Origin of the sequence: Pseudomonas sp. PDM21, assembly GCF_014852505.2 — a bacterium.
GTDB lineage: Bacteria > Pseudomonadota > Gammaproteobacteria > Pseudomonadales > Pseudomonadaceae > Pseudomonas.
Map to the genome: position 1 here is coordinate 261,251 of NZ_CM181223.1, position 25,586 is coordinate 286,836.

A 25,586-nucleotide genomic window follows, 5' to 3' on the forward strand; every position below is an offset into this window, starting at 1 on the left:
AGGAAAGCACCATGCGCATTACCAATGCACAGATCACCGCGCTGATGGGCGGTTCGATGAACAGCAACTCGGCGGCCCTGGGCAAGCTGATGCAGCAGATGTCCAGCGGGCAGCGCATCCTCCAGCCCTCCGACGACCCCATCGCCAGCGTGCGCATGCTGCGCATTCAGCGCGAGGAAGCGAGCCTGGCGCAGTACCGCACCAACATCGGCAACGTCTCGGGCAACCTGTCGACCCAGGAAACCAACCTGCAGGCGACCTCCGACGCGATGCTCAATGTGCGCGACCTGCTGCTCTGGGCGGCCAACGGCTCCAACACCGGCGGCGACCTCAACGCCATGGCCGGGGAGCTGGAGAACATCGAGAAGACCATCGTCAGCTTCGTCAACGTGCGCGACGAGGAAGGCCGCTACCTGTTCTCCGGGACCCTGAGCGACACCGCCGCGGCGACCTACGAACCGCTGACCGATACCTACGTCGCCACCGGCAACGACAAGTCGCGCCAGGCCGCCGTGGCCAACGGCGTGCAGGTGGAAGAGAACGTCACCGCGCTGGGCGTTTTCGGCAGCAACATGGACTTCCTCAACCAGCTGCATGCCACGGTGAAGATGCTCAAGGACCCGGCGCTGGACGTCGCCGACCCCGCGGTGCACGCGCAGATCGCAGCGACCATCGACAGCCTCGACAGCGCCCACGACGGCGTACTTGGCGCCATCACCGAACTGGGCGGACGGCAGAACACCCTGACCATGCTCAACTCGAGCAACGAGGAGGTGTCGCTGGTGAACCAGAAGATCAATGGCGAGCTGTCGCAGCTGGACTACGCCGGCGCGAGCATCGACCTGAACACCTACCAGCTGGCGCTGCAGGCCACGCAGAAGACCTACCTGAAGCTCAACGACCTGTCGCTGTTCAGTCGCCTGTAAGTTTCTTCGTAGGGGAGCCGGGCCGCGCCGCAAGGAGGTCTGGACGCCAATCGGCGGCGCAGCGCCCGGTTCCCCTACTTTTTATCCCGCCTCCGCCCGGCCACAGTGTCGGGCGGAAGCACATCCGGTGCAGAGGTCACCATGAAGGTCATCAAGCAACTGCCGGCCGCTGCGGTCTTCGACCCGAGCGCCCGCCGCGACGTCATCCTGCCTTCCACCGGCGAGCGGCAGAACGCCCTGCGCAAGAACGATGAGAAAAGTGAGAACGCCGCGCAGATGGCGCGGGGCGCGCAGAAGAGCGGCAGCTTCAACCTGCAGCTCAACCAGCAGTTATCCTCCATACAGTCGGCCGACAGCTACCTGGGCGACCTGCAGGACCGTCTGGGCGGCCTAAAGCTCAACCTCAGCCGCGAACTCAGCGCGCCGCAGTCCCAGGACCGTGAAGGCGTGCGCCAGGCCACCCGGCAGGTCAACGAGCTGCTGGAGCAGCGCGTCCAGCGTTCGGACGGCAGCCTCGACGCCAACTTCCGCCTGCGCCTGAACGAACCGGTGCGTAGCCGCTTCAGCCTCGAAGGACTGGAGTCGGTACAGGATATCCAGCGCTCGGGTAAGGAAACCCTGCTGTTCAGCGCCGGGCGTCAGCTCGGGGAGCCGGCGGCGGTGGTGCTGGACGATGGCATGAGCACCGAGCAGGTGCTGCGCCGCTTCAACGCCACGCTCGGCCAGGCCGGCATCCGCGCCGAACTCGATAGCGATGGCGCGCTGAAGTTCTCCGCCCCCGAGGCCGACTGGCAGCAGCTCAAGGGCCAGCTGGCGGTGCAGGGCGAGGGCAAGCTGTTCGCCAAGGGCAAGAACACTCGGCTGAAAAGCCAGGAAGAAGGGCTGCTGGCGTTCCCCACCGAGATCAAGACCGACGCTTTCCGCGAACAGCGCCAGTTGCTCGATTCGGTGGTGTCGGCGCTGGATCGCATTGGCGGTCTGCGCGACCAGCTGCGCCATCGCCAGGACGACATCCGCGACTTCCTCGATCGCCACGCCAGTGAGGACGAGCGCGAGTGGGCGCACACCTTCGCCGCGTCCATGCTTGACCGCATGGGGCGCAGCGCCACGCACTACAGCGCAGCGGCGCAGACGGTAGTGGCCCAGGCCAACCTGAGTCGCTTTGCGGTGGTCAGCCTGCTGGCCTGACCCGTCCGCAGCCTCTCGTAGGGCGCATAACGCGCCAGCGTTATCCGCCGTTCGGGCTGCGGCGGATAACCTGTTCCAGGTTATGCGCCCTACGGGGCGTCCTGCGGACGCCGGTCGCGGGCACCCAATTCCCAGGCATAAAAAAGGCGGAGCCCAGCTCCGCCTTTGTCGTGCTCACATCGAGCCAATCAGGCCAGCTTCAGCAGGCCCATGCCCAGCACCAGCATCGCCAGGCCGACCCAGCCGCGCCAGACCAGGCGCTGGCCGAACAGGGCCCAGCCCATGGCGACGGTGGCGAGGATGCCGAAGCCGCCCCAGATGGCGTAGGCCACCGACAGTTCGATGCCGCGTACTGCCTGCGCCAGCGCGGTGAACGCGCCCAGCACGCAGAGGATCGAGGCCGCGCCGATCAGGCGCTTGCGGAAGCCGTCGGAGTACTTCAGCAGCAGGTTGGCGATCACTTCCAGGACGATGGCTAGGCCTAGCCAGGCCATCGGAATCAGGTCATGGTTCAGCATGTCACGGCCTCCCCATTCAGTTCACGGCGCTCTTCATGACGGCCGGTACGGGTGCCGGACTTCACCAGCAGGATGCCGGCGATCATCACGGCCAGGCCCAGGGCCTTGTCCAGGCTCAGGTGCTCGCCGAGGAAGAAGGCGCTGACCAGGGTGATCAGCACGATGCCAATGCCTTCCCACAGGGCGTAGGCCACGCCGACCGGCACGCGCTTGATGGCCAGCGACAGGAAGTAGTACGACAGGCCGATCATCACGTACATCAGCAGCAGCCCGGCGACCGGGAACAGCGTGTGGGTGAATTTCATCGAGGTGGTGCCAACGACTTCGAAGCCGATGGCGGCTAACAGATAGATCCAGGAACGCATGGTAAAGCCCTCCCACGGGCAGCCGCGCGCAGTCTCGCTAAGAGCATCCTTGCGGCGGTTTCGGTTCGGGTTCGGTGGTGCCGACTCGGGCGGGAATCACCTGTGAGTGTTCACCGCGCTTGGCGCCACCAGAAGGTGATTGCCGAAGGGAGGAGCTAGAGGTCGCCGGTCCAGTGACGCTCGCGCGAAACCAGGCGGGAAGTGGGGAGAGGTAGAGCCTTGATGTTCAACATAATGAACATATTGTGCCCATTTTTCGCTTCGCTGGCAAATCGACCCAGCTGATTTGCGTCATAAGCGCCCGTGAAATGGCGCCTGCGAACCCGCCTGGATCCTGCGCATCATCAGGCTTGTGCAATATTCTGTTCACTGCATTTGGCCTGCGACAGCGCGCCACAGGCATGACCTGCGCCGGGTTGCCGAAGGGCTGCTCCTGCTAGCATCCTTGCTCGAAATCCTGTCGGAGACTGCGATGATCGCCCTGCGAGAAGCCTGGAAGGCCGGACTCTTCGGCCGTGAGCACTGGACGCGCAACCTGGTGGCCGGGGTCATAGTCGGGGTGGTCGCGCTGCCGCTGGCCATGGCCTTCGCCATCGCCAGCGGGGTGAAGCCGGAGCAGGGCATCTACACGGCGATCTTCGCCGGCGTGCTGGTTTCGCTGCTGGGCGGCAGCCGTGTGCAGATCGCCGGCCCGACCGGCGCCTTCATCGTCATCCTCGCCGGCGTCACCGCCAAGTACGGCGTGGATGGCCTGCAGATCGCCACGCTGATGGCCGGCGCGATCCTCGTGCTGCTGGGCGTCAGCCGCCTGGGCAGCATCATCCGCTTCATCCCCGCGCCGGTGATCGTCGGCTTCACTGCCGGCATCGGGGTGATCATCTGGGTCGGCCAGTGGAAGGATTTCTTCGGCCTGCCGGCGGTGACCGGCGAGCACTTCCACCAGAAGCTCTGGCACCTGGTCCAGGCATTGCCGCAACTGCACCTGGCGACAACTGTGCTGGCGCTGCTGAGCCTGGCGCTGGTGCTGTTCACCCCGCGCATCGCTGCGCTGCGCCGAGTGCCCGGCCCGCTGGTGGCGATGGTCGTGGTGACGGCTATCCAGTCGCTGTTCCACTTCGACGGTGTCGCCACCATCGGTAGCGCCTTCGGTGGTATCCCCCAGGGCCTGCCCAGCTTCAGCCTGCCGGAAGTGACCTTGCCGCGGGTGCTCGAACTGATCGGCCCGGCCTTCGCCATTGCCATGCTCGGCGCCATCGAGTCGCTGCTCTCGGCGGTGGTGGCCGACGGCATGGCCGGCACCCGCCACGACTCCAACCAGGAACTGATCGGCCAGGGCATCGCCAACCTGGTCACCCCGCTGTTCGGCGGCATTGCCGCCACCGGGGCCATCGCGCGCACTGCGACCAATATCCGCAACGGCGGCAACAGCCCGCTGGCCGGCGTCACCCACGCGGCGACGCTGGTGCTGATCCTGCTGTTCCTCGCGCCGCTGGCCTCGAACATCCCTCTCTGCGCGCTGGCGGCGATCCTCTTCGTGGTGGCCTGGAACATGAGCGAGGCGCGGCACTTCCTGTTCATGCTCAAGCGCGCGCCGCGCGCGGATGTAGCCATTCTGCTGGTGACCTTCCTGCTCACCGTGTTCAGCGACCTGGTGATCGCGGTGAACATCGGCGTGATCCTCGCCATGCTGCACTTCCTGCGGCGCATGGCGTCCTCGGTGGAAGTACACGCCGACGACGGCCCGGAGCTGGAGGTGGAACTGCGCGGCCGCGGCCTTGGCGAGCTGCCGCCCGGTGTGCTGGTGTACAGCATCGAGGGGCCGCTGTTCTTCGGCGCGGCGGAAACCTTCGAGCGCGCGCTGGCCAAGACCCACACCGACCCGAAGGTGCTGATCATCCGCCTGCGCCATGTGCCGTTCATGGACATCACCGGCCTGCAGACCCTGCAGGAAGTGATCGAGCAGTTGCAGCGACGTGGCATCGAGGTGCGCCTGTGCGAGGCCAATGCGCGGGTGCTCGGCAAGCTGCGCAAGGCGGGCGTGCTGGAGGAGATCGGCGCGGGGTATCACCCGGATTTCCCGGCGGCGCTGTCTGCTGCCAGCTCGGAGGTTGCCGGCGAAACGCGGACGTAGGATGGGTATCGCTGCGCTCCACGCCATCCTACGTTGACGCTCCCTTGGCGCCCGGTGGTTCCGTAGGGCAGATAACCCGTTCCGGGTTACGCGCCCTACAGGAGAATCATCCCTGCATCAGCTCCGCCAGCAGTTCGTCCTTGAGCCTGGCCAGCCGAGCATGCCCGCGCTCACGCGGATGCGGCAGATCGACCCGCACCTCATGGCGAATCCGCCCCGGCCGCGCGTCCATGACGATCACCCGATCGCCCAGGTACAGCGCCTCTTCCACGTCGTGGGTGACCATGATCATGGTGCTGCGCTGCTGCACCCAGATGCGCTGCAACTCATGCTGCAGGCGCACGCGGGTGAGAGCGTCGAGGGCGCCGAAGGGCTCGTCCAGTAGCAGCACCTTGGGCCGGGTGATCAGCGCGCGGGCGATGGCGGCGCGCTGCGCCATGCCGCCGGAGAGCTGGTGCGGATAGGCCTGCTCGAAGCCGGTCAGGCCTACCAGCTCCAGGTGCTCGGCCACCCGCTCGCGCTTCTCGGCGCGGCTGAGTTTCTGCTGTTTCAGCGCCAGGGCGACGTTCTGCTCCACAGTCTTCCAGGGGAACAGCCGGTGGTCCTGGAACACGATGCCGCGCTCCAGGCCGGTGCCGGTCACGGCCTGGCCGTCGAGGAGGATGCGCCCGCTGTAGTCGTTCTCCAGGCCGACGATCAGCCGCAGCAGCGAGGATTTGCCGCAGCCGCTGGCGCCGACGATGCTGACGAACTCGCCGGGGCGCACGTTCAGGTTGATGTCTTCCAGTACCGGCAGGTTGCGGCCGTCGATGGCGTAGGCCTTGCTCAGGCCCTGGATGGCCAGCGCGCCGTGTTGCGCCTGCTGGGCCGGAAGGAGGGCGGGGTCGAGGATCGCGTTCATGATCGAAGCACTCATAGAGGGTTCAGCGCAGGTTGCGCCAGCGCAGCAGGTGGCGCGCGGCGCGGGCGAACAGCTGGTTCATGGCGTAGCCGAGCAGGCCGATGCTGAGCACGCCGATCACCACGATCTCCATGCGCGAGCCGGTCTCGGCGTTCATCATCAGGTTGCCCAGGCCCATGCCGGTGGACAGGAACAGCTCGCAGCCCACCGAGCTGACCCAGGCGAAGGCCAGCGCGTGCAGCACACCGTTGCTCAGGCTGGGCAGTGCGCCGGGCAGCAGGACCTCGCGGAACTGCTGCCAGGGGCCGAAGGCATACAGGCGGCCGACTTCGCGGTAGCGTTTCTCCACGTCGCGGAAGCCCTCGAAGGCGTTCAGCGTCATCGGGTAGAAGGCGGCAAGGCTGACGATCAGCACCTTGGACGGCTCGCCGCTGCCGAACCACAGGGCGATCAGCGGGATCAGGCCGAGGATCGGCACTTGGCGGATCGTGTGATAAAGCGGCGCGAACAGCCGCTCCAGTGGCCGTGACAACGCCATGCCGGCGCCCAGCGCAAAGCCGGCGAGCACGCCCAGCAGCAGCCCGAGGCAGGTGCGTTGCAGGCTGGCGGAAACGCTCAGCCACAGCTCGCCGGTCTTGATCAGCTCGGCGAAGCCGGCGCCGATGCGCCCCAGCGGCACGAAGGCATAAGCGGCGCTGGCGCCCTGTTGCGACTGCCAGTGCCAGGCGGCGATCAGCAGCGCCGGCAATACCAGCCCGCGAAGACTCCTGAGAAGTCGGATCATGGCGTCGGTCTCCAGCGCAGCAGGCGCTTCTCCAGCAGGCGGAAGGCGAAGTCGAGGACGAAGCCGATGGCCCCGGTGACCACCACGCCGACCATCACGATGTCGATGCGCAGCATCTGCCGGCTCAGCTCGATCATCTGCCCCAGACCGCTGTCGGCGGCGAGCAGTTCGGCGGCCACCAGCACCATCCAGGCGCGGCTCAGACTGATGCGCAGGCCGGTGACGATGGGCGGTGCGGCGGCGGGGAAGGCAACGTCGCGCAGCAGGCTCCACAGCGGCAGGCGGTACACGCTGGCGACCTCGAAGTAGCTGCGCGGAATGCCCTTCACGCCTTCGCTGGCGGCCAGTGCCACGGGGAAGAAAGCGGCTTTGGTGACGATCAGCACCTTGAAGGTCTCTTCCACGCCGAAGAACAGGATGAACATCGGGATCAGCGCAATCGACGGTACCTGGCGCAGGGTATGGAACAGCGGCGCGCAGTAGGCCTCCACGTTCTTCGACAGGGCCATGGCGGTGCCCAGCAGCAGCCCGCCGACGGCGCCGATGGAGAAACCGATGGCCAGACGCGACAGGCTGTTGACCACGTGCTCGCGCAGCTCGCCGCTGGCCAGCAGGTCCTGGAAGCTGGCCCAGACCTCCGCCGGGGGTACCAGCAGCTGCGGCGGGAACCAGCCGGCGCGGGCGACGGCGAACCAGGCCAGCAGCAGGAGCAGCGGCGAGGCGAACCAGCTCAGGCGATCGAATGTTCGGCTCATGTCTCAGCCCTCCTGTCCGAGCAATGGCCCGGCGCTCTGGCGGCGCTGCTTGCGTTGCCAGCAGAACAGCGCGGCCAGCAGCACCAGGGGAATCCAGCAGAGGAACAGGTTGCCCAGCCCGACGAAGTGGCTGATCGCCCCGCCCAGCAGCGCGCCGGAAAAACTGCCGGACATGGAAGCGAGGTTGAACAGCCCGGAAATCTTGCTCTTGTCCATGGCGTGCTCGCCCAGCTGGGCCATGTTCACCAGGTGGATGAGCGCCGCCGCCGCGCTGAGCAGCACTCCGCCCAGTGCGAGCAGCCAGTAATCGCGGGCGACGCCGAGCAGCAACAGTGCGGCCAGTGCCGCGGCGAGGCTGCCGACGTAGGCCAGGCGCCGGCCGCTGCGTTCGATCAGGTAGCCGAAGCCGAACAGCCCAAGCACCGAGGCCAGGCCCTGGATCATCACCAGGCTCACCGCCTGGCCTTGCGACAGGCCGGCGACGTCCATCGCCAGCAGCAGGATGAAGGTGCCGAACAGCGCGCTGGTGGCGGCGCTGAGCAGCTCAATCAGGCAGCTCTCGGCGATCTCGACATTGGCCAGCATGGCGCTGACCTGTTGCAGCAGCCCACCGGTGGCGGCGGCCACGGGCACGTCCTCGGCGGGTGCCTCGCCTTCCCAGAAACCCAGGCTGTAGAAAGCCATCAGGCCGAAGCACAGGCCGATGGCGGCAAAGCCCCAGGTGAAGCTCGCCGCGCCGCTCAGCCAGTTGCCCAGCAGCGGGCCGAGCAGGCCCATCCCCAAAGTCAGCGAGCCGCGGTACCAGCCGGCCTTGTCGTTGCCGATGCGCTTGAGCTGGCGCAGGAAGGCGCTGTTCATGGCGACGATGCGGAACGGGATGCACAGGCCGATCAGCAGCCGCGCACAGGCCAGCCACAGCCACCCACCGAACAGTGGGATGGCCAGGTTCAGCAGCATCGGCCCGAGGCTGGCGAGGAAGTACACGCGGCGCGCGCCGAAGCGGGCGATGACGAAGCCGGCGGGCAGGGTGAGGATCACCATGCCGAGCGCTTCCATGGCCGAGATGATGCCGATCTGCATGGCGTTGGCGCCGATGCTGATGGCGTACAGCGTGGTGACGATCTTCGCCATGCCAATAGTGGCGCCGCTGAACGCCGCCAGCAGCATGAAGTTGAGCAGGAAGGCGGCGGGCCGCGCCGGGCTAGATAGCGACATCGATCTTCCCCAGCAGGGCTTCCAGCGGACGTGGGTCGATCCAGTCGTCGACGCTGAAGTCTTTACCGATGAATGCCCAGCGCTGCAGGAACGCGGTGAGGTCGCGCAGGGCGTTGAGCGAGCGCTCCGCCAGGTTGGTCTGCAAGCGCAGGTGGGCGTCCTCGCCATAGGCGCTGGCGACCCAGAACTCGCTGGTGTTCAGCTCGCGGGCGAGGAAACGGCGAGTTTCTTCGGGGTGCGCCCAGGCCCACTGCTCGGCGCGCAGCACGGTGTCGAGCACCAGCACGGCGGCATCGAAGTGTTCGTCCAGCAGTTGCTGGTCGACGGTCAGGGTGCGCGGCGTGCCGATGTTCGAGCGCACCAGTGGCTCGGGGTGCGAGCCGACGTCCATGACCACGTGCAGGCCGAACTCGTGGGCCAGCTGCAGGCCGTGGGCGCCCTTGAGGAAGATGGCGTCGATGTCGCCGCGCAACAGGCCGATCAGCTCGTTGTTGCGCTGCACCACGCGGTTGCCCTTGAGCGCGACCTGGGCGCCGAACACATGGCGCACCGGATCGTCGCTGAAGGTGCCGCCGTAGGGGTAGTCCACCAGCTCGACGTCGCGCACTTCCAGGCCTTCCAGCCGCAGGGCGTTTTCCAGACCGCGCAGGGACTGGGCGCGAGTGAAGTCGATCTGCACGTTGGCCCACTTCGGCAGGCCGAAGCGTCGGTGGCGCAGGTCGCGGATGCTGCGCACGCCGCTGTCCGGGGCGCTGACGATGAGCTGCACCTCGTCGCTCCACGACAGCCCGACCACCCGCGTGCGTGCGCCGCTGGCGCGGGCCCAGATGGCCGGAATGTTGCCGCCGTGGCGCACGGAGTAGGGCAGGTGATGGTCGAAGTGCGCTTCTCGCACCTCGCGTTCGGACGACTCGCGCAGCGACTGGATGCGCGTGCCGAACGGGCGGAAGGCCTGGGCCAGGCGCCCGGATTCGACGGCGATGCCGAGGCCCGTGGGAACGGGGCTGTGGGTGTACCAGAGGGTTTCCAGCGGTGTGCTCATGGGGACTCGGAATTCGATAGCTCCCCTCTCCCTTCAGGGAGAGGGGCTGGGGGAGAGGGCTCGCCCTCGCGACGTTGTTCAGCTCGCTTTCTGGGTCAAGCTGCGCAGGGCTTCCAGCGGGCGCGGGTCGATCCATTCGCGCACGTCGAAGCGCGCCGGGATGAAGTTCCAGCGCTGCAGGAAGTCGGTGAAGTCCTGCAGGGCGAGGATCGAGCCTTCGTCGAGGTTGGTGCGCAGGCGCAGGTGGGCGTCCTCGCCGTAGGCGGTGGCGACCCAGAACTCGCTGCTGTTGGTTTCCCGCGCCAGGTAGCGGCGGGTGTCGTCCGGGTGCTGGTGCGCCCAGTCCTCGGCCCGCAGTACCGAGGCGAGGATCGCGGTGGCGGCGTCGGGATGTTGCTCCAGCAGGTTGAGGTCGACGCTCAGGGTGCGCGGCGTGCCGTTGTTGGCGCGGATCAGCGGTTCCGGGTGGGCACCGGTGTCGATCACCGTGTGCAGGCCGAACTGCTGCGCCAGCTGTACGGCGTGGGCGCCCTTGAGGAAGATCGCATCGACCTCGCCCCGCAGCAGCCCGACCAGTTCCGGATTCTGGCTGCGCCGACGGCTGCCGCCGTGGCCGGTGATGCCGACGATGTTGCCCGGCGCCTCGTCGCTGAAGGTGCCCTTCAGGCCGAAGTCCACCAGCTCCAGATCGCGCACTTCCAGGCCTTCCAGGCGCAGGGCATTTTCCAGACCGCGAATGGCCTGGGCGCGGGTGAAGTCGATCTGCGCGCCGCTCCAGTCCGGCAGGCCGAAGCGCCGGCCCTTGAGGTCGCGCACGTTGCGGATGCCGCTCTCGGCGGTGGTCAGGATCAGTTGCGCCTCGTCGGCCCAGGACAGGCCGATCACGCGGGTTTCGCGGCCGCTGGCGCGGGCCCAGATGGCCGGGATGTTGCCGCCGTGGCGCACCGAGTTCTGCAGGGTGTGGTCGAAGTGCGACTCGCGCACCGCCTGGTCGGCGGACTCGCGCAGCGACTTGATCTGCGTGCCCTGCTCGGCAAGGGATTCTTCAAGCCAGCCTTTCTGCACGGCGATGCCGAGGCCGGTGGGCACCGGGCAGCGGGTGTACCAGAGGGTATCGAGGGGAGGGGACATGTTCAGCTCCTTGTGGCTCAGGCACGGGCCTTGAGTTCGTGGATGTCAGCGCGTTTGCCCTGTACCAGCGGCAGGACTTCCTGGCCGATGCGCAGGGCTTCTTCCAGGTGCGGATTGCCGGCGAGGATGAAGGTGGAGAAGCCGGCGTCGCGGTATTCGGCGAGGCGTTCGGCGACGTTCTCGTGGCTGCCCACCAGGCCGATGGTCGGCCCCGGCTTGGCCTTGCCGAAGCCGGCCCAGAGGTTGGGGCCGAGGATCAGGTCGTCGAAGCGCTCGACGTTCTGGTGGTAGGCGGTCTGCCGCGCGGCGCCGACGGAATCCGAGCCGGTGGCGAAGTTCTTGATGAAGGCGCTGGTGCGCGCGTCGATGCGCTCGTACTGGCGGCGCAGTTCGCTCCAGGCGGCCTCTTCGGTCTCGCGGGCGAACAGGTCGATGCGGATGCCGAAGCGGATCTCGCGGCCCTGCTTGTCGGCCAGCTCGCGCACGCGTTCCAGGTGCGGTTTGAGCTTGTCGATGGGTTCGGCCCAGTTGAGGTAGACGTCGGCGTGCTTCGCCGCAACGTCCAGCGCCGGGTCCGAGAAGCCGGAGAAATACACGCCGGGCTTGCGCACGTTGCGCAGCGCGATCGGCAGCGAGCCGTTCTCCAGCTGGTAGATGTCGCCCTGGTAGGAGAACTGCTCGTTCTTCCACAGGCCGTCGATGATTTCGAGGAACTCGCCGGTGCGCTGGTAGCGCTTGTCGTGGTCGAGGAAGTCGCCGTTGGCGCGCTGGCTGGCGGGGTTGCCGCCGGTGATGATGTTCCACTCCAGGCGGTCGCGGGACAGGTGCTGGAGGATTGCCGCCTGCTGCGCCGCGTAGGCCGGCAGGGTCCAGGCGGCCTGGAAGGCGATCAGGAACTTGATCCGGCGGGTCTCGCGGGCCAGCGCGGCGGCGGCGATCCACGGCTCCGGCCCGGTGGGCAGCAGCGCGCCCTCGAAGCCGGCGATCTCGGCGGCCTTGGCCACCTGGGCGATGTAGTCGATGTAGGTGAAACCGTCCGGCTCGCCGTTGGGCAGGCGACCCGGGGCGATGTTGCCGGGGCGCTCGATGTGGCTGCCGCGGTTGTTCTTGTCCGAGGCAAGATAGGGACCGTCGCTGCCCAGCGGCAGTCGCCAGAAGAATTCGGTGCTCATGACCATGCTCCTTTGCTTGGCGGGGCAGCGTCGTGCTGCTCGTGCAGGGTCTTGAGCAAGGGCTGTGCCCAAAGCCTGAAGGCCAGGCGGGGCGGGGCTTTCAGGCTGGCGTGCTGCTGTGGCAGCAGGGCGTTTGTCTGTACAGCAGCAGTGGGTCAGCAGGGGATGCTGGGCGGGCAGCAATTTCGCCCGTTTCGCCGGGGTTGGTGCCCGTTTGTTGGCCTTTTGTTCATCCAACTAATTGATTTGTATTGATATTTTTTAGTGGCACAAGTCCTGCTCAGTCAGTGGAACACCGCCACGCGGTTCATCCATCCCCGACTGCCAGGAGGCACTCCATGTCCACCCTCGACCCGCAACTCGCCAGCCAGCTCGAACAGGTCCGCCGCGACTTTGCCAAGGCCTTCCGCGTGCTCAAGGAAAGCCGCACCCTCACCGCCAGCAACACCTACCAGGCCTACGTGCGCGTACCGGACAGCGACAAGGTGATCGCCGTCCACGCGCCGAACCCCTGGGCCGACGACCAGGAAATCCGTGCGGTCGTTGCAACCTACGACGGCGAAGTGATCCTCGACGAAAGCATCCCTGGCGCGACTCCGCTCAGCGGCCGTGGCGCAGGCGGCAACGGCAAGCGTTACGCGTCGATCTTCCAGGCGCGCCCGGAAGTGAACGTGGTGATCCACGTGCACACTGCCTACCTCGGCGGTTGGGCCAGCGCCCATCGCGTGCTGCCGATCCGCTACGCCGCCTCCCAGCGCGTCACCCTGGCCCGCGAGCTGCCGATCTACATCGACCGCCGCCAGCCCGAGCCGCTGTTCATCCTCGACAAACTCGCCGAGAACCCGCACACCCCGGCCATCCTCGAAGCCAACGGCGGCGCGACCTTCTGGGGCGACGACCTGATCAAGGCGTCCAAGCTGATCCTGCTGCTGGAGGAAGGCGCCTACTTCCAGGGCCTCGCCGAAAGCCTCGGCGGCTCCCAGGAATTCGGCCCCGGCGTGCTGGAGCAGCAGTGGAAGATGACCGGCCTCTGGGAGCAGGGCCAGAAGCTGCTGGGCGCGGCGGCCTGAGTTTCTGCCCGGCATGAAAAAGCCCTCTTGCGAGGGCTTTTTTCTGGCTACGGACTTCGTTCGCAGATCGCGGGCATGACCCCCGTCTACGGGATTGGTTACCTACTGCAGGCTTCGAAGTCGCCCAGATAATCATCGATTGCGGACTGGAAAGCGGGCATCAGTTCCCCAAGGCGTTTTGCCTCGAAACTGACAATCTGCTGTAGCCCGAGAATGCGTCCAACGAAGAGATCATCTCGCTCATCGAATGCGATGCGCGCAGTGAAGCCCTTATAGGTCATGCCTTCCATGTTCTGACTCCGGTGTGCTCGGTGCGGTGGACAGGATGGACTGTAGGCGGTGTCTTGTAAGTCGGGGGGCATTGTGAGTTTTCTGATCGCAATGTCGGACCTAGACACAGTTGTGGGAGCAACTGTCTTCCTCTGGAGATCCGTGCCTTGGCTCCCCCTCTCCCTAGCCCTCTCCCTGAAGGGAGAGGGGACCGTTCGGCACAGGTTGAAACCAAAGCGTCAGCCGGCACGGGCGGCTCCCTCTCCCTTCAGGGAGAGGGCGGGGGAGAGGGTATGCTCCGGTGGGATATTTCAGGTGGGAGCGGACTCCGTCCGCGATGTGCAACAGGCCGGCTCCGAGTAGCCGGCAATCTATCGCGGACAGAGACCGCTCCTACGCTCAGATCAGGGCTTGGCGGCGACAGAAGGCCCGGCGCTGCGCTGCCAGAAGCTTTCCAGTTGCAGGTTCTTCAGTCCTTGCTCGACAAACCTGGGCTCCAGCAGGTCATCCACCTTCACTTCGTTGCGGATCAGTTTCGCCTTCAGGCTGTAGGCGATGCCGTCGCTGTAGTGCTGGCGCAGGGCGACGTCGTAGAGCGGGGAGAAGTGCGCCGACCAGGGCTCGCCGGAGACCTCGCGCTGCAGCACGCTCAGCGGCACGCCGGAGCGGGTCTGAGCTTGCTGGTACTCGGCCTGGTTGGCGTCCTGGGAGACCCACCACGCGGCTTTCAGGTAGGCGTCCACCACCAGCTGTGTGAGGTCGGGATGGTCTTTCACGAAGTCCTTCGCACCCCAGACTTCGGCGCGCATCTTCCAGTCCGCCGGGGCCTCCTTGCTCGACCAGATGATGCGCCCGACCTGCTTGTCTTCCAGCAGGAAGGCGTCGCTCAGGGTGAAGAAGGCATCCACCCGCCCGGCGCTCAATGCAGCGGCGCCGGCCTGGGGGTTGAGGTTGAAGATGCGGAAGTCCTCGAAGCCCAGGTGGTTGGCTTCCAGCAGTTTGGCGAACGACAGTTCCCACGGCCGACCGCGGTGCAGGGCGATGCGTTTGCCCTTGAGGTCGGCGATGGATTTCGCCGTGGAGCCTGGCGGCACCACCAGGTAGACGTTGTTGCCGATGCCGCCGGGGACGATCAGCTGGGTCTGCACGCCCGAGGCGTTGGCAATGATCGATGGCAGGTCGCCGTAGAAGGCGAAGTCGATGCGCCTGTTGGCGAACTCCTCGTTGACGAAGGTGCCCACCGAGCCGGTGGCGGCGGGCACCCACTCCAGCTTGATGCCGCGCTGGGCCAGTTGCTGTTCCAGCCATTTGTCGCGGTCGATCACGTAGGACGGTCCGTTGAAGGTGATTTGCCCGGCGTTGGCGTAGGCCACCGTGGCGATGCGCAGGGTGGTCGGCTGCTCGGCGGCCAGGGCGTGGCCTGCGAGCAGTACGGCGGCCGCCGGCAGCAGCCGGCGCAGCGCGCGATGCAGAAAGTTCATGGGGATTACCTCGCTCAGAAGTCGGTGGTGACCGAGACGCCGAAGGTGCGCGGGTCGCCGTACATGACGGCGGCGGTCTGGTAGCCGGTGGGCAGGGTGTGGTTGCGGTATTCCTTGTCGGTGAGGTTGTTCACGTAGGCGGTGATGCGCGTGGTCTCGCCCGGCAGCTCGTAGGTCACCCGCGCGTTGCCCAGGGTGTAGCCGCCGGTGCGCATGTTGGCGCTCTGGTCGTTGGTGAAGAAGTACTGGCGGCTACGGGTGTTCCAGTCGGTGCCCAGCACCACTGCGCCGCCGACGTTGAGCGGGATGCGGTAGTCGGCGCCGATCACCGCCGAGACGCTGGGCGCGCGGACGAAGTGGTTGCCGGAGTAGTCGTCGTTGCCCGAGGTGTAGTCGGTGAACTCGGTGTGCAGCAGGCCCAGGCCGAGGTTCAGGTGCAGGTTCTGCACGGGGATGGCTTCGAGTTCGAACTCGGCACCGTAGGCCTCGCCCTGGGCGCCGTTGGCCAGGCGCGAGACGGTCTGGTTGTTCACCGCGGTGACGATGTTGAGCTGGATGTCCTCGTAGTCGTAGTAGAAGACGCTGGCGTTGGCGTTCAGGCGGCCGTCGAACCATTCCGACTTCAGGCCCAGCTCGTAGGAGGTGAGGTATTCCGGATCGACCTTGGCCACCGTGGCCTGGCTGGTGACGCCGGCGTTGTAGCCGCCGGAGCGGAAGCCACGGGCGTAGCGGAAGTAGGCGCGGGCGTTATCGGAAATCCGGTACTCGGGCGTCAGGTCCCAGCTGTAGTCGCTCCAGGTGTTGCTCTCGTCCTGGGTGGCGTTGACGATCAGCGGTGAATCGACGTTGCCCGGCTGCCACCAGTGGCCGTCGCCGAAGCTGGCGGCGCCTCGGTTGACCAGGCGCTCGAGGTCGATGTCCTTGGTCTCGCGGGTCCAGCGCAGACCGGCGGTGACGCTGAAGTCGTCGGTGAAGTTGTAGGTAGTGCTGCCGAAGATGGCGTAGCTCTCGGTCTTCTGGTCGTAGCTGACGTTGTTGTAGTAGCTGGGGATATAGACGTTGGGCAGCGCCGCGTTGGCGTTCTTCGATTCCAGGTCCTCGTTGAAGTAGTGGAAGCCCAGTACCCAGTTCAGCCGGTCGCTGCGCGGCGAGGCCAGGCGCAGTTCCTGCGACCATTGCTGGCTGTCGGCGTAGCTGTAGCTGCGCTGCAGCTCCAGCGGGGTGTTGTCGCTGTCGGTCCAGCCGTCGCGGGTGAAGTGCTCGAAGGCGGTGATGGAGGTCAGCTCGAGGTCGCCCAGTTGCCAGACCAGGTTGAGGTTGCTGCCGGCCTGGTCGATCTCGGCCTGGTACTTGGCGTTGAAGTTGGCCTTGCCCAGTTTCGGGTCGACGGAATAGCCGAACTGGTTGGTGCCGTCCGGACGGGTGCCGTAGCTCACGGTGTTGTAGCTGGCAGTGTCGTGGTAGTGACGGGCGTGGACGTTGAGGTTGGCGTCGAGGTTGTCGTTCACCCGCGCGGCCAGTTGCAGGCGCACGGCGTCGTCTTCCAGCGCGCCCTGGTCGTTGCCGTCGTTCTCGTTCTCGGTGTAGCCGTCGCGGCCCTGGTGGTGGAAGGACAGGCGCCCGGCCAGCTTGTCGTCCACCAGCGCGTCGCTCACCGCGCCTTCGACGATGCGGTTGGCGTAGTTGCCCAGGTCGACCTTGAAGTAGCCCTCGGGGCTGAAGGTCGGCTTGCGCGAGATAAAGTTGATCGCGCCACCCGTGGTGTTCTTGCCCCACAGAGTGCCCTGCGGGCCGCGCAGCACTTCCACGCGCTCCTGGTCGAACAGCGGGAAGCCGGTGGCGCTGATGTTGGCGATGTACACGTCGTCGACGTAGATGCCGATCGGGCTGACCGTGTTGGCACCCTGGTCGCCGGTGCCCAGGCCGCGAATCCACCAGCGCGGGCGACCGTGCCCGTCGGTGGTACCGGCGGAGGCGTTGGGGGTGTAGCGGGTTACCTCGCTGGCCGATTGCAGGGAGGCGTCGCGGATCTTCTCGCCGCTCAGCACGGTGATCGGTGCCGGTACTTCCTGTACCGATTCCTCGCGCTTCTGCGCGGTGACCACCACTTTGCCGAGGGTCGGTGCGGCGCTGGCTTCTTCGGTTTTCGGCGACTCGCTGTCGGCCGCTTGGACGACGACGCTGGCCAGGCTCGCCAGGATGGCAAGGGAAAGGGTGCTGCGTTTGAACATGGTGTCCCCAGGGGGCGGCGAAAAGACGGCTGGCTCTGTGGTGCTCGGTCGTCGCCGCAAGGCATGAAGCGGTTGTTGCGTTGCTCTTGTGCTGGCTCACGCGTGATGAAGGCCGGAAGGCTTGCCGGAGACATCGCAACATCCGTACCGCTTTCTTGTTGATTGTTAAGTGGCTGATACAAAAGGATTTTTACTGGTCGCTGCGGAGGCTGTGCTGCTGGGGCAACAGTTCATGCTGGGCCGTCGCTGCCTGGGCAGCAGTGGGTCAGCAGCAGGCCGGCAGAGCGGCGCGGCTTTCGTCGCAGTGCCGTGGGAACGCAATGTGCAGCTGGTAAGCTGGTCGCTTGAAAACCCTGGAGTTGGCAATGAATACGCTCTTGCCGGAGCAACCCCTGCAACGCTTCCCGCGCAACCTGTGCGGCCGCGATTTCGTAGTGGGGGATGTGCACGGCCATTTCGAACTGCTGCAGCGTCTGCTCGATCAGGTCGAGTTCGATCCGGCCGCCGACCGCCTGTTCGCCGCCGGCGACCTGGTGGATCGTGGTCCGTATTCCCCGCAGGTGCTCGACTGGCTGGCCAAGCCCTGGTTCGCCTCGGTGCGCGGCAACCACGAGCAACTGGTGATCGATATCGTGTTGGCGGGAGATGATCGCGACCTGCATATGCGCAACGGTGGCGCCTGGCTGTACAAGCTCACGCCAGTCACGCGCGAGCGTATTGCCCGGCGTCTGCAGCAGTTGCCGCTGGCCATCGAGGTGGAGCTGGGCGAAGGGCGTCGCATCGGTATCGTGCATGCCGAGGTGCCGATTACCCCGGCTTTCCCTGACTGGGACAGTGGCGTGGCTGCGCTGGCAGGCGAGCTTGGCGAGGAGTCGCGTCAGCGCGCAGCCGCCATCGTGATGTGGGCACGCACGCGGATCGAGAAGGAAGACGCCACGGTCATTGCCGGGCTGGAGCGCCTGTACGTCGGTCATACCGCGCAGAGCGCCGTGCGCCCGCTGGGCAATACCCACTATATCGACACGGGCAGCGGCTACGCCGACGGTTGCCTGAGCCTCGTCGACATGCACAGCGGCAAGGTGGAAACGGCGGCCGCTCGCTGAGCGACCGCCGGGGCGATCACTCGCCGCGGATGTACTGTTCCAGTTGCTGGATCAGTTCGGCCTGTTCGGCGATGGCGGCCTTCACCAGGTCGCCGATGGACAGCAGTCCCAGCAGCTCGCCGTTCTCCACCACCGGCAGGTGGCGCAGGTGGCGCTCGGTCATGATGCCCATGCACTTGTCGACGTTCAGGTGGGTGTCCACGGTGATGACCGGTGCGGTCATCACCGCGCTGATCGGTGTGTCTTCCGAGTTGCGCCCCTTGAGCGCCAGGCGCCGGGCGTAGTCGCGCTCACTGAAGAAGCCGACCAGCTGGTTGGCCTCCACCACCGGCAGGCCGCCGAGGTTCTTCTCCGCCATCAGGCGCAGTGCATCGATCACCAGCGCATCCGGGGCGATGGTGTAAACCTGCTGGTCCGCCTTGGCGTTCAACAGCTGAGCCACAGTCTTCATTCCTACCCCCTGTTCGTCGTTCACGGCGCTATGCCCGTGGTTTATAGAGAATCGTGGACGAATCGCGATCCGGCAAGGCCGGAAAGCGCCGTCCGCCGTCACGGGAGCGTCATCCTCCCGCGGCGCGACTTATACTGTGATTCCCTTCCTTGTTTCCCCCCACGAAAGACCGGCCATGACTGACGAAGACCTCGACCTCCACGAGCCCGAACACGACCACCTGCTGGACCTCGATGACGACCTCGACGGCCTGCTGGAGGAGGACGCGGCATTCTTCGAGGACCCGCCCGGCGATCATGAGGAGGATGACGAGGAAGTGGAGGAATACCAGCCGGGCCTCGATGAGGAAGAGGATTGGTAGCGGCCTGACCTTCGGACGATATCCGGGCGTCATGATTGGCTGGCAGAATGCTGGCCAGACAATAAAGAGAAAGCACCATGCGCAACGTCACGCTCGCCCTGGCCGTTTCCCTGCTCTGTGGATGTTCCTCGGACGTCCGCCGGGATGACCGCACCGCGCCCATTTCCCTCTACCGCGACACCCGCCACGTGATGGTGGTGAACTTCCAGCCCGACGCCACGGTGGCGGCCAACCCGCGCTGGGGCGCGCTGAAGGCCAGCTGGCGCGAAGCGCTGCGCGACGAGGCGGGTTCGGCCGATTACCAGCTCACCGAGCAGGACGGCGAACCGAGGGCCACCGATACCCTGTCCACCCTGGTGGTGATCGAGGTCGGCGCCGGCCACAACGCCAACAACCGTCCCGGCAGTGGCGACGAGGAGTGGATCACCTCCACCGTGCGCTACCACGACGGCCTGACCGGCCAGCTGCTCGCCTCGCGCCGCTATGAAAGCGAAGCCGACGGCGACCTGTTCACCTCGATGGGCTCCTCCGAAGTCAGCGCGGTGTCCGAACAGATAGTCGACGAGATCACCAGCGCCCTGCTGGTTGCGCGACCGTCCCGCAGCCTGCCGCTGCCACTGCCCGCCACCACGCCGGTGCAGCCGCCTGAAGCGGTCCCGCAGCCGGTCTCGCCCACGGCGGCGGAAACCGTCGCCCACGTCTCCCGCCCACTGAGCCAGGAGCAGCAACTGATGGAGCTGCAGCGTCGCAACCTGCCGTACGAGGAATACCGCGACGAGTACCGGCGGATCATGGGGCGCTGAGGGTCGTCTGGAACGCAGAAGCCCGCACAGCGGCGGGCTTTCCGGGTCGGAGTCTCCAGGCTTCAGAGATCGAGCAGGTTGCTGTTCATCCGGTAGAGGATCGACATGAAACTCAGCAGCTCCTGCTCGGGAATGTTGCGGCACACCTGCTGCCAGGCGAGGTTGATGTCTGCGTTGATCTTGTCGTTGATCAGCTTGCCCTGCCGCGTCAGTGACAGGTAGATCTGCCGCAGGTCCGGGCCGGTCCTCTTCTGGATGACGATGAGGCCGCTCTGCTCCAGGCGCGCCAGTGATCGCGTCAGGTTCTGGTGGGGCATGCCCAGCTGGTTCGCCAGGTCGTTCTTGGTGGCGAACCCATCTTCGCGAAGATTATCGAGAATGAGGCGATCAACGAAGGTGATGCCGACGCTGTTGATGATCGGCTCAAGATACTTCTGCCAGAGTGCATGGTTGGTTCTCAGTAACTCGGTGAGTTGAGTGAGCTCTCTTTCCTTCATGCAGGCTCTCTTGATACAGACTCTCTTGGCGCCGCTATTTGCCGATCATGGTTTGCACGCCGGTGATGAAGAGCGTTGCGCCGATGCAGGCCAGGACCAGGTAGGAAATCTGCTTGATCGCGCTCATGGCCTGCTCGCCCAGCCACTTCGATACCGGGACGCTGAAGTGGAGCAAGCTACCCAGCACCGCTGTGACGGTCAAGGCAGCCAGGCTGACCGAGACCGGGCTGGCGGTCTCGCTGGTCAACCGGATGACCACCGAGATGGCGGCCGGCCCGGCGATGACGGGAATGCACAGCGGCACGACGGCGATGTTGCTGCTTGGGCGCCGCGCGCTGTCCGACGGATCGTTGAGCCCCTGCAGGCAGGAGATCAAAAGCGATAGCCCGCCGGCAACCTGCAGTGAGGCGAGGGTGATCCCGAGCAGACGAAACAGCTCCATACCGAACCAGATGCAGATCAGCAGGGTAATGGCGACTGCCAGCGTGGTTTTCTTTCCGGTACGGCCTATATCGTCAGCGGGCATGCCCTGCGTGTAGGACGTGAAGATGGAAAACATCGTCAACGGATTGATGATGATGGCAATGCCACTCAGGCTCACCAGGTAGTTTCGAAACATGGTGGGGCTCGCTATCGAGGCGGATTGCGCTGCCGGTCAGTGCAACTGGTTCTTCAGGATTTCGCCGTTCTTGATGACCATCTGCACGTGCGTGCCTGCGGCATCGAAGAGGGAGAGATCCTGCAGCGGGTCCTGGTCCAGCACGATCAGGCCCGCCAGTGCGCCCGGTGCGACCACGCCGAGCTGGTCCTGCATGTTGAGCAGTTCGGCATTCACCCGCGTCGCCGATTGCAGGACGTCGAAGGGCGTATCGACCTGCGCGCGAAGTTTGAATTCATCGGTCTGGCAGCTATGGAATTCGCCCAGCAGGTCGGTGCCCAGGCCGATCTTCACTCCATGGCGACGGGCGATCCGCACCGCCTCCAGCGCCTGGCTTTGCACGTCTTTCAGCTTGATGAGCACCGAGTCGGGGATGCCCGCAGCCGGGTTGCCAGCGTTCAGGATGAACGCGTTGTAGATCGATAGCGTAGGCACCAGAAATGCGTCGTGCTCGTGCATGACCTGGGCAGCCTCGGCATTGAGCAGGTTGCCGTGTTCGATGGAGCGGACCCCACAGCGCACGCAGCGGATGATGGCGGCCGGCGAGTAAGCGTGGGCCATGACGTAGCTGTTGTAGCGTTCGGCCTCGTCGACGATCACCGACAGTTCGGCTTCGGAATACTGCAGGTTCTCGATCCGATCATTTGGCGAGGCGATGCCGCCGCCGGCCATGACCTTGATCTGTGAGGCGCCCATGCGGAACTGCTCGCGCACGGCCTTGCGCACGGCCTTGCGCACGGCACTGAGGCCGTCGGCGATGACCGAGATGGTGGAACCGGTATGCAGGCTGCAGGCGCAGGTAAGCATCGGGCTGGACGGGTGACGGAAGTCGCCGTGCCCGCCGGTCTGGCTCAGGGCCCGGCCACTCATGAACAGCCGCGGCCCGCGAATCACCTGGTCTTCGATAGCACGCTTGATACCCGCGTCGGCGCCTCCGGCATCGCGCACGGAGGTGAAGCCGCGAGCGAGCATGCTGTCGAGGAAGCTGAAGCTGCGCGCGTAGACGTAGCCGGGCAACTCGGTCTCCTGGTTCAGGTCCACCTGGCTGGCGGTGATATGGACATGGGCGTCGATCAGCCCAGGCATCAGGTACTTGCCGTTCAGGTCGATGCTGAGAGTGTCCTGAGGGGCGGGTTGGTGGGTTTCATGGAGGGAAAGGATTTTCGGCCCGCTGACGAGAACATCGCCTTTGTGCAGGCTGGGGTGCTTGCCGTCGAATATCTGGGCGTTCTTCAGAAGAATGTTCATGACTACCTCTTCGTGAGTTCTCCAGTACAACGGCTCAAAAACCTACGCCCGAGGAAAATTGAAAGCAATGCGTTCTAAATAGCCATGAGAATGATCTCAAGGTGCCGGGCTTTCCGGCTAACTCATTGATCCGAGAGAGGCTATGGAAGCTGCGGAGGTCTGCCGGAACAGACAAGCGCCGCGCTTTGTGTGACGTCGCGCAACTTTTGCGGCAGACATGAAATAGCCCGCCTGAGCGGGCCTTTCTCGTCTGCGTCGCGTTGGGGTAATCGAGGGGCGAGCGGCTAGAACCAGCTGCCGCCCGACAGTTCCTGCTCGCAGCTCTTGTACTGGGCGCCGTACAGGTAGGCGCGCGCCTGGACCTTCTGCGACACCGTCTTCAGCCACGGCTTGGCGTCGTAGCTGCGCTGGCGATAACCGCCCCAGCCTTCGTGATAGTTCAGGTACTGGCCGTAGGCGTCCCACTTGGAGACGCGATTCACGCTGTAGGTCTTGTTCATGTACCAGCCCATGAAATCCAGCGCGTCGGCGAAATCGTCACGGTCGGCGCCCCAGCCGCCGGCTTCCTTCTTGTAGTCCGCCCACGTCTCGTCCTTGGCCTGGGCGTAGCCATAGGCGGAACTGACCCGGCCCCAGGGGATGAAGCCGAGGAAGTAGTAACGCGGTGGCAGGGCGTCGTGCCGGAAGGAGGATTCCTGGTACATCATCGCCATCGGCACCTGCACGGTTCCGCCCCAGCGTTTCTGCACCTGCAGCGCCGCCTCGTGCCATTTCGGCTTTTCGCGAAAGATCTCGCAGAGGTTCTCGGGGTTCGCCGGCGGTTTGGTGGCGCACCCGGCAAGGGCCAGGAGCAGGGCGGGCAGCAGAAGCCGGAGCATGGGCGGTTTGTCCTTTTCGCGCGCGATGGCGCAAGGCTTATACAGCCTCTGGTGGCGAAGAGGAATCGTCGGGCGTCGAGGGCCTTTCCGGCCTGAAAGCCTGGCCTGCGCGGCGCTGTTCACCAGAAACAGGAAAGCCCGCTCAGGGCGGGCTTTCCAGGTGGTTTCGCAGACTGCCTGAAGCAGTTCGAAACAAAGGGATATGGCGCACCAGGCGGGATTCGAACCCACGACCCCTGCCTTCGGAGGGCAGTACTCTATCCAGCTGAGCTACTGGTGCGTATGCCGCGGCTGGCGCGGCAGGCGGCAATCATACGCATCTCCCGTGCAGGCGTCCAATGCGGGTACGCTCGTTCATGATATCGAACGAAAACAGCCGCTTGTCGGTAGAAATCCTCCGAAAACCCACTGCAAGCGGATACCTTCGTTGGTTTTGTCGAACGAGCTATTGCCCTTTGCAGTCGGGGGCCCTAGGATTCGTTTGAGATTTCAAACGCCTCCCCATCACAACAACAGGAGACCGGAGCATTGGCATCACACCAGCCGGCCATCAGCCTGCGGGATGACAGTCTTCCGTTGCACCCACCGCATGTCCCTTGTGACAGGTCTCCGTGCGGCTTCCGTCGATCAGCGTACCGGAAGGTTGTAGGGCAGTCGTACTCCTGGGCCGAGCCCGGGAATCTGTGCGTGAACGAGTTCAACCAGACCGGGCAATGACCCCGGCCTGCGTTTTTTCGTGTCCGCATGCCGAGCGAACTAAGAGCCGTTCGCCTGGCATCGCCTCCAAGCTGAGGCGACGTTCGCCTCCAGCGTCGATACTGATCGGCCGGGGCGAATGAACGGCAGAGACTGCGGTCTCTCCCATCCAGACAACAAGGCAGGCGGGGACTCGAGGCAGACCCGCCGTCCACAGGCTTTCCTCGAAAGGAGACAGGTCATGCAACTCAATGATGCCAAGCTGTTCCGCCAACAGGCTTACATTGACGGTTCCTGGGTCGACGCCGACAACGGCAAGACCATCAACGTGAACAACCCGGCCACCAACGAGATCATCGGCACCGTGCCGAAGATGGGCGCCGACGAAACCCGTCGTGCCATCGAAGCCGCCGACAAGGCCCTGCCGGCCTGGCGTGCGCTGACCGCGAAAGAGCGCGCCAACAAGCTGCGCAAGTGGTTCGACCTGATGATCGCCAACCAGGACGACCTGGCCCGCCTGATGACCATCGAGCAGGGCAAGCCGCTGGCCGAAGCCAAGGGCGAGATCGCCTACGCCGCCTCCTTCCTCGAGTGGTTCGGCGAAGAAGCCAAGCGCATCTACGGCGACACCATTCCGGGCCACCAGCCCGACAAGCGCATCATCGTGATCAAGCAGCCGATCGGCGTCACCGCGGCCATCACCCCGTGGAACTTCCCGTCGGCGATGATCACCCGTAAAGCCGGCCCGGCTCTGGCCGCTGGCTGCACCATGGTGCTCAAGCCTGCCTCGCAGACCCCGTACTCCGCCCTGGCCCTGGCCGAGCTGGCCGAGCGCGCCGGCATTCCGAAGGGCGTGTTCAGCGTCGTTACCGGCAGCGCCGGCGAAGTCGGCGGTGAGCTGACCAGCAACCCGATCGTGCGCAAGCTGACCTTCACCGGCTCCACCGAGATCGGTCGCCAGCTGATGGCCGAATGCGCCAAGGACATCAAGAAAGTGTCCCTGGAACTGGGCGGCAACGCTCCGTTCATCGTGTTCGACGATGCCGACCTGGACGCCGCCGTCGAAGGCGCACTGATCTCCAAGTACCGCAACAACGGCCAGACCTGCGTCTGCGCTAACCGCCTGTACGTACAGGACGGCGTGTACGATGCCTTCGTCGAGAAGCTGAAGGTCGCGGTGGCCAAGCTGAACATCGGCAACGGCCTGGAGCAGGGCATCACCACCGGCCCGCTGATCGATTCCAAGGCTGTCGCCAAGGTCGAAGAGCACATCGCCGACGCCGTTTCCAAGGGCGCCAAGGTCCTCACCGGCGGCAAGCCGCACGCCCTGGGTGGCACCTTCTTCGAGCCGACCATCCTGGTCGACGTACCCAAGTCCGCCCTGGTGTCCAAGGACGAGACCTTCGGCCCGCTGGCGCCGGTCTTCCGCTTCAAGGACGAGGCTGAAGTCATCGCCATGTCCAACGACACCGAGTTCGGCCTGGCTTCCTACTTCTACGCCCGCGACCTGGCCCGCGTGTTCCGCGTCGCCGAGCAGCTGGAATACGGCATGGTGGGTATCAACACCGGCCTGATCTCCAACGAAGTGGCGCCGTTCGGTGGCATCAAGGCCTCCGGCCTGGGCCGCGAAGGTTCGAAGTACGGCATCGAGGACTACCTCGAAGTCAAATACCTCTGCCTCGGCGGTATCTGATCCGTTTTTTCCGTGGGC

25 protein-coding genes and 1 tRNA gene are annotated in these 25,586 nt (G+C 65.4%); 8 read left to right on the forward strand and 18 right to left on the reverse strand.

The genetic code is table 11. The annotated features are described in order from the left end of the window. Positions 1-11 precede the first annotated feature (11 nt). Both flgL and IB275_RS01290 read left to right on the forward strand, forming a co-directional pair. Positions 12-926, forward strand: coding sequence for a flagellar hook-associated protein FlgL (gene flgL / locus IB275_RS01285; RefSeq protein ID WP_192294014.1), 915 nt, complete (start codon positions 12-14; stop codon positions 924-926). A 141-nt stretch (positions 927-1,067) separates the two neighbouring features. Then, the gene (locus tag IB275_RS01290; RefSeq protein WP_192293990.1) at positions 1,068-2,114 is read left to right on the forward strand and encodes a hypothetical protein; all 1,047 of its coding nucleotides are present in this window, start codon (positions 1,068-1,070) and stop codon (positions 2,112-2,114) included. A 188-nt stretch (positions 2,115-2,302) separates the two neighbouring features. Here IB275_RS01290 and mdtI read toward each other — a convergent pair whose 3' ends face one another. Both mdtI and IB275_RS01300 read right to left on the reverse strand, forming a co-directional pair. After that, positions 2,303-2,632: a multidrug/spermidine efflux SMR transporter subunit MdtI gene (gene mdtI / locus IB275_RS01295; protein ID WP_024766311.1), complete on the reverse strand. Its 330-nt coding sequence runs from the start codon at positions 2,630-2,632 to the stop codon at positions 2,303-2,305. Next, the gene (locus tag IB275_RS01300) at positions 2,626-2,997 is read right to left on the reverse strand and encodes a multidrug/spermidine efflux SMR transporter subunit MdtJ (protein WP_081518756.1); all 372 of its coding nucleotides are present in this window, start codon (positions 2,995-2,997) and stop codon (positions 2,626-2,628) included. Before IB275_RS01300 ends, mdtI begins: the two co-directional genes overlap by 7 nt. 472 nt (positions 2,998-3,469) lie before the next feature. On the opposite strand from IB275_RS01300, the gene IB275_RS01305 reads away from it, so the two are divergent. Continuing rightward, entirely contained in the window at positions 3,470-5,128 is a 1,659-nt protein-coding gene (locus tag IB275_RS01305; RefSeq protein ID WP_192293988.1) for a SulP family inorganic anion transporter, read from the forward strand. Positions 5,129-5,234: 106 nt separating this feature from the next. Here IB275_RS01305 and IB275_RS01310 read toward each other — a convergent pair whose 3' ends face one another. From IB275_RS01310 to IB275_RS01340, 7 genes are all read right to left on the reverse strand, one after another. Beyond that, positions 5,235-6,029, reverse strand: a complete 795-nt coding sequence (locus IB275_RS01310; protein ID WP_192294685.1) for an ABC transporter ATP-binding protein — start codon at positions 6,027-6,029, stop codon at positions 5,235-5,237. A 22-nt stretch (positions 6,030-6,051) separates the two neighbouring features. After that, on the reverse strand, positions 6,052-6,813 hold the full coding sequence (locus IB275_RS01315; RefSeq protein ID WP_192293986.1) for an ABC transporter permease: 762 nt from the start codon (positions 6,811-6,813) through the stop codon (positions 6,052-6,054). After that, positions 6,810-7,568: an ABC transporter permease gene (locus IB275_RS01320; RefSeq protein ID WP_192293985.1), complete on the reverse strand. Its 759-nt coding sequence runs from the start codon at positions 7,566-7,568 to the stop codon at positions 6,810-6,812. Before IB275_RS01320 ends, IB275_RS01315 begins: the two co-directional genes overlap by 4 nt. 3 nt (positions 7,569-7,571) lie before the next feature. Then, positions 7,572-8,783 carry an MFS transporter gene (locus tag IB275_RS01325; protein ID WP_192293983.1) on the reverse strand — a complete coding sequence of 404 codons (1,212 nt, stop codon included), beginning with the start codon at positions 8,781-8,783 and terminating at the stop codon, positions 7,572-7,574. Beyond that, positions 8,770-9,825 carry an ABC transporter substrate-binding protein gene (locus tag IB275_RS01330; protein WP_192293981.1) on the reverse strand — a complete coding sequence of 352 codons (1,056 nt, stop codon included), beginning with the start codon at positions 9,823-9,825 and terminating at the stop codon, positions 8,770-8,772. Before IB275_RS01330 ends, IB275_RS01325 begins: the two co-directional genes overlap by 14 nt. 78 nt (positions 9,826-9,903) lie before the next feature. Beyond that, on the reverse strand, positions 9,904-10,956 hold the full coding sequence (locus tag IB275_RS01335; protein WP_192293977.1) for an ABC transporter substrate-binding protein: 1,053 nt from the start codon (positions 10,954-10,956) through the stop codon (positions 9,904-9,906). Positions 10,957-10,973: 17 nt separating this feature from the next. After that, complete coding sequence (locus IB275_RS01340; protein ID WP_192293976.1) at positions 10,974-12,128, reverse strand: LLM class flavin-dependent oxidoreductase; 1,155 nt, start codon at positions 12,126-12,128, stop codon at positions 10,974-10,976. A 338-nt stretch (positions 12,129-12,466) separates the two neighbouring features. Between IB275_RS01340 and IB275_RS01345 the strand changes: the two genes are divergently transcribed. Further along, a complete protein-coding gene (locus IB275_RS01345) occupies positions 12,467-13,198 on the forward strand; it encodes a class II aldolase/adducin family protein (protein WP_192293975.1) in 732 nt (243 codons plus the stop codon). Positions 13,199-13,296: 98 nt separating this feature from the next. On the opposite strand, the gene IB275_RS01350 is transcribed toward IB275_RS01345, so the two are convergent. From IB275_RS01350 to IB275_RS01360, 3 genes are all read right to left on the reverse strand, one after another. Further along, complete coding sequence (locus IB275_RS01350; protein WP_192293973.1) at positions 13,297-13,488, reverse strand: hypothetical protein; 192 nt, start codon at positions 13,486-13,488, stop codon at positions 13,297-13,299. A gap of 384 nt (positions 13,489-13,872) precedes the next feature. Further along, positions 13,873-14,949: an ABC transporter substrate-binding protein gene (locus tag IB275_RS01355; protein WP_192293971.1), complete on the reverse strand. Its 1,077-nt coding sequence runs from the start codon at positions 14,947-14,949 to the stop codon at positions 13,873-13,875. Positions 14,950-14,963: 14 nt separating this feature from the next. Continuing rightward, the gene (locus IB275_RS01360; RefSeq protein ID WP_192293969.1) at positions 14,964-17,180 is read right to left on the reverse strand and encodes a TonB-dependent receptor; all 2,217 of its coding nucleotides are present in this window, start codon (positions 17,178-17,180) and stop codon (positions 14,964-14,966) included. 365 nt (positions 17,181-17,545) lie between these two features. On the opposite strand from IB275_RS01360, the gene IB275_RS01365 reads away from it, so the two are divergent. After that, positions 17,546-18,283 carry a metallophosphoesterase gene (locus IB275_RS01365; protein WP_192293968.1) on the forward strand — a complete coding sequence of 246 codons (738 nt, stop codon included), beginning with the start codon at positions 17,546-17,548 and terminating at the stop codon, positions 18,281-18,283. 16 nt (positions 18,284-18,299) lie between these two features. Here the strand turns inward: IB275_RS01365 and IB275_RS01370 are convergent, their stop codons facing one another. After that, complete coding sequence (locus tag IB275_RS01370) at positions 18,300-18,734, reverse strand: CBS domain-containing protein (RefSeq protein ID WP_081518744.1); 435 nt, start codon at positions 18,732-18,734, stop codon at positions 18,300-18,302. Between the two features lie 175 nt (positions 18,735-18,909). On the opposite strand from IB275_RS01370, the gene IB275_RS01375 reads away from it, so the two are divergent. Together IB275_RS01375 and IB275_RS01380 are read left to right on the forward strand one after the other, a co-directional pair. Next, the gene (locus tag IB275_RS01375; protein ID WP_192293967.1) at positions 18,910-19,095 is read left to right on the forward strand and encodes a hypothetical protein; all 186 of its coding nucleotides are present in this window, start codon (positions 18,910-18,912) and stop codon (positions 19,093-19,095) included. A gap of 77 nt (positions 19,096-19,172) precedes the next feature. Next, complete coding sequence (locus IB275_RS01380; RefSeq protein WP_192293966.1) at positions 19,173-19,898, forward strand: hypothetical protein; 726 nt, start codon at positions 19,173-19,175, stop codon at positions 19,896-19,898. Between the two features lie 62 nt (positions 19,899-19,960). On the opposite strand, the gene IB275_RS01385 is transcribed toward IB275_RS01380, so the two are convergent. From IB275_RS01385 to IB275_RS01405, 5 genes are all read right to left on the reverse strand, one after another. Next, entirely contained in the window at positions 19,961-20,395 is a 435-nt protein-coding gene (locus tag IB275_RS01385) for a MarR family winged helix-turn-helix transcriptional regulator (RefSeq protein ID WP_192293965.1), read from the reverse strand. A gap of 34 nt (positions 20,396-20,429) precedes the next feature. After that, positions 20,430-21,014, reverse strand: a complete 585-nt coding sequence (locus IB275_RS01390) for a MarC family protein (protein ID WP_192293964.1) — start codon at positions 21,012-21,014, stop codon at positions 20,430-20,432. 36 nt (positions 21,015-21,050) lie between these two features. Continuing rightward, positions 21,051-22,301 (reverse strand): metal-dependent hydrolase family protein, encoded by a 1,251-nt coding sequence (locus IB275_RS01395; protein ID WP_192293963.1) that lies wholly within the window; start codon positions 22,299-22,301, stop codon positions 21,051-21,053. A gap of 284 nt (positions 22,302-22,585) precedes the next feature. Then, positions 22,586-23,179 carry a transglycosylase SLT domain-containing protein gene (locus IB275_RS01400; protein WP_192293962.1) on the reverse strand — a complete coding sequence of 198 codons (594 nt, stop codon included), beginning with the start codon at positions 23,177-23,179 and terminating at the stop codon, positions 22,586-22,588. Positions 23,180-23,382: 203 nt separating this feature from the next. Then, positions 23,383-23,459, reverse strand: a tRNA-Arg gene (locus IB275_RS01405). A 657-nt stretch (positions 23,460-24,116) separates the two neighbouring features. On the opposite strand from IB275_RS01405, the gene gabD reads away from it, so the two are divergent. After that, entirely contained in the window at positions 24,117-25,568 is a 1,452-nt protein-coding gene (gabD, locus tag IB275_RS01410) for an NADP-dependent succinate-semialdehyde dehydrogenase (protein WP_081518737.1), read from the forward strand. Positions 25,569-25,586: the final 18 nt, after the last annotated feature.

What these genes read in the sequence shown, in the direction of transcription:
- flgL (WP_192294014.1), top strand. Translation starts at nt 12, where the DNA reads ATGCGCATTACCAATGCACAGATCACCGCGCTGATGGGCGGTTCGATG.
- IB275_RS01290 (WP_192293990.1), top strand. Translation starts at nt 1,068, where the DNA reads ATGAAGGTCATCAAGCAACTGCCGGCCGCTGCGGTCTTCGACCCGAGC.
- mdtI (WP_024766311.1), bottom strand. Translation starts at nt 2,632, where the DNA reads ATGCTGAACCATGACCTGATTCCGATGGCCTGGCTAGGCCTAGCCATC.
- IB275_RS01300 (WP_081518756.1), bottom strand. Translation starts at nt 2,997, where the DNA reads ATGCGTTCCTGGATCTATCTGTTAGCCGCCATCGGCTTCGAAGTCGTT.
- IB275_RS01305 (WP_192293988.1), top strand. Translation starts at nt 3,470, where the DNA reads ATGATCGCCCTGCGAGAAGCCTGGAAGGCCGGACTCTTCGGCCGTGAG.
- IB275_RS01310 (WP_192294685.1), bottom strand. Translation starts at nt 6,029, where the DNA reads ATGAACGCGATCCTCGACCCCGCCCTCCTTCCGGCCCAGCAGGCGCAA.
- IB275_RS01315 (WP_192293986.1), bottom strand. Translation starts at nt 6,813, where the DNA reads ATGATCCGACTTCTCAGGAGTCTTCGCGGGCTGGTATTGCCGGCGCTG.
- IB275_RS01320 (WP_192293985.1), bottom strand. Translation starts at nt 7,568, where the DNA reads ATGAGCCGAACATTCGATCGCCTGAGCTGGTTCGCCTCGCCGCTGCTC.
- IB275_RS01325 (WP_192293983.1), bottom strand. Translation starts at nt 8,783, where the DNA reads ATGTCGCTATCTAGCCCGGCGCGGCCCGCCGCCTTCCTGCTCAACTTC.
- IB275_RS01330 (WP_192293981.1), bottom strand. Translation starts at nt 9,825, where the DNA reads ATGAGCACACCGCTGGAAACCCTCTGGTACACCCACAGCCCCGTTCCC.
- IB275_RS01335 (WP_192293977.1), bottom strand. Translation starts at nt 10,956, where the DNA reads ATGTCCCCTCCCCTCGATACCCTCTGGTACACCCGCTGCCCGGTGCCC.
- IB275_RS01340 (WP_192293976.1), bottom strand. Translation starts at nt 12,128, where the DNA reads ATGAGCACCGAATTCTTCTGGCGACTGCCGCTGGGCAGCGACGGTCCC.
- IB275_RS01345 (WP_192293975.1), top strand. Translation starts at nt 12,467, where the DNA reads ATGTCCACCCTCGACCCGCAACTCGCCAGCCAGCTCGAACAGGTCCGC.
- IB275_RS01350 (WP_192293973.1), bottom strand. Translation starts at nt 13,488, where the DNA reads ATGGAAGGCATGACCTATAAGGGCTTCACTGCGCGCATCGCATTCGAT.
- IB275_RS01355 (WP_192293971.1), bottom strand. Translation starts at nt 14,949, where the DNA reads ATGAACTTTCTGCATCGCGCGCTGCGCCGGCTGCTGCCGGCGGCCGCC.
- IB275_RS01360 (WP_192293969.1), bottom strand. Translation starts at nt 17,180, where the DNA reads ATGTTCAAACGCAGCACCCTTTCCCTTGCCATCCTGGCGAGCCTGGCC.
- IB275_RS01365 (WP_192293968.1), top strand. Translation starts at nt 17,546, where the DNA reads ATGAATACGCTCTTGCCGGAGCAACCCCTGCAACGCTTCCCGCGCAAC.
- IB275_RS01370 (WP_081518744.1), bottom strand. Translation starts at nt 18,734, where the DNA reads ATGAAGACTGTGGCTCAGCTGTTGAACGCCAAGGCGGACCAGCAGGTT.
- IB275_RS01375 (WP_192293967.1), top strand. Translation starts at nt 18,910, where the DNA reads ATGACTGACGAAGACCTCGACCTCCACGAGCCCGAACACGACCACCTG.
- IB275_RS01380 (WP_192293966.1), top strand. Translation starts at nt 19,173, where the DNA reads ATGCGCAACGTCACGCTCGCCCTGGCCGTTTCCCTGCTCTGTGGATGT.
- IB275_RS01385 (WP_192293965.1), bottom strand. Translation starts at nt 20,395, where the DNA reads ATGAAGGAAAGAGAGCTCACTCAACTCACCGAGTTACTGAGAACCAAC.
- IB275_RS01390 (WP_192293964.1), bottom strand. Translation starts at nt 21,014, where the DNA reads ATGTTTCGAAACTACCTGGTGAGCCTGAGTGGCATTGCCATCATCATC.
- IB275_RS01395 (WP_192293963.1), bottom strand. Translation starts at nt 22,301, where the DNA reads ATGAACATTCTTCTGAAGAACGCCCAGATATTCGACGGCAAGCACCCC.
- IB275_RS01400 (WP_192293962.1), bottom strand. Translation starts at nt 23,179, where the DNA reads ATGCTCCGGCTTCTGCTGCCCGCCCTGCTCCTGGCCCTTGCCGGGTGC.
- gabD (WP_081518737.1), top strand. Translation starts at nt 24,117, where the DNA reads ATGCAACTCAATGATGCCAAGCTGTTCCGCCAACAGGCTTACATTGAC.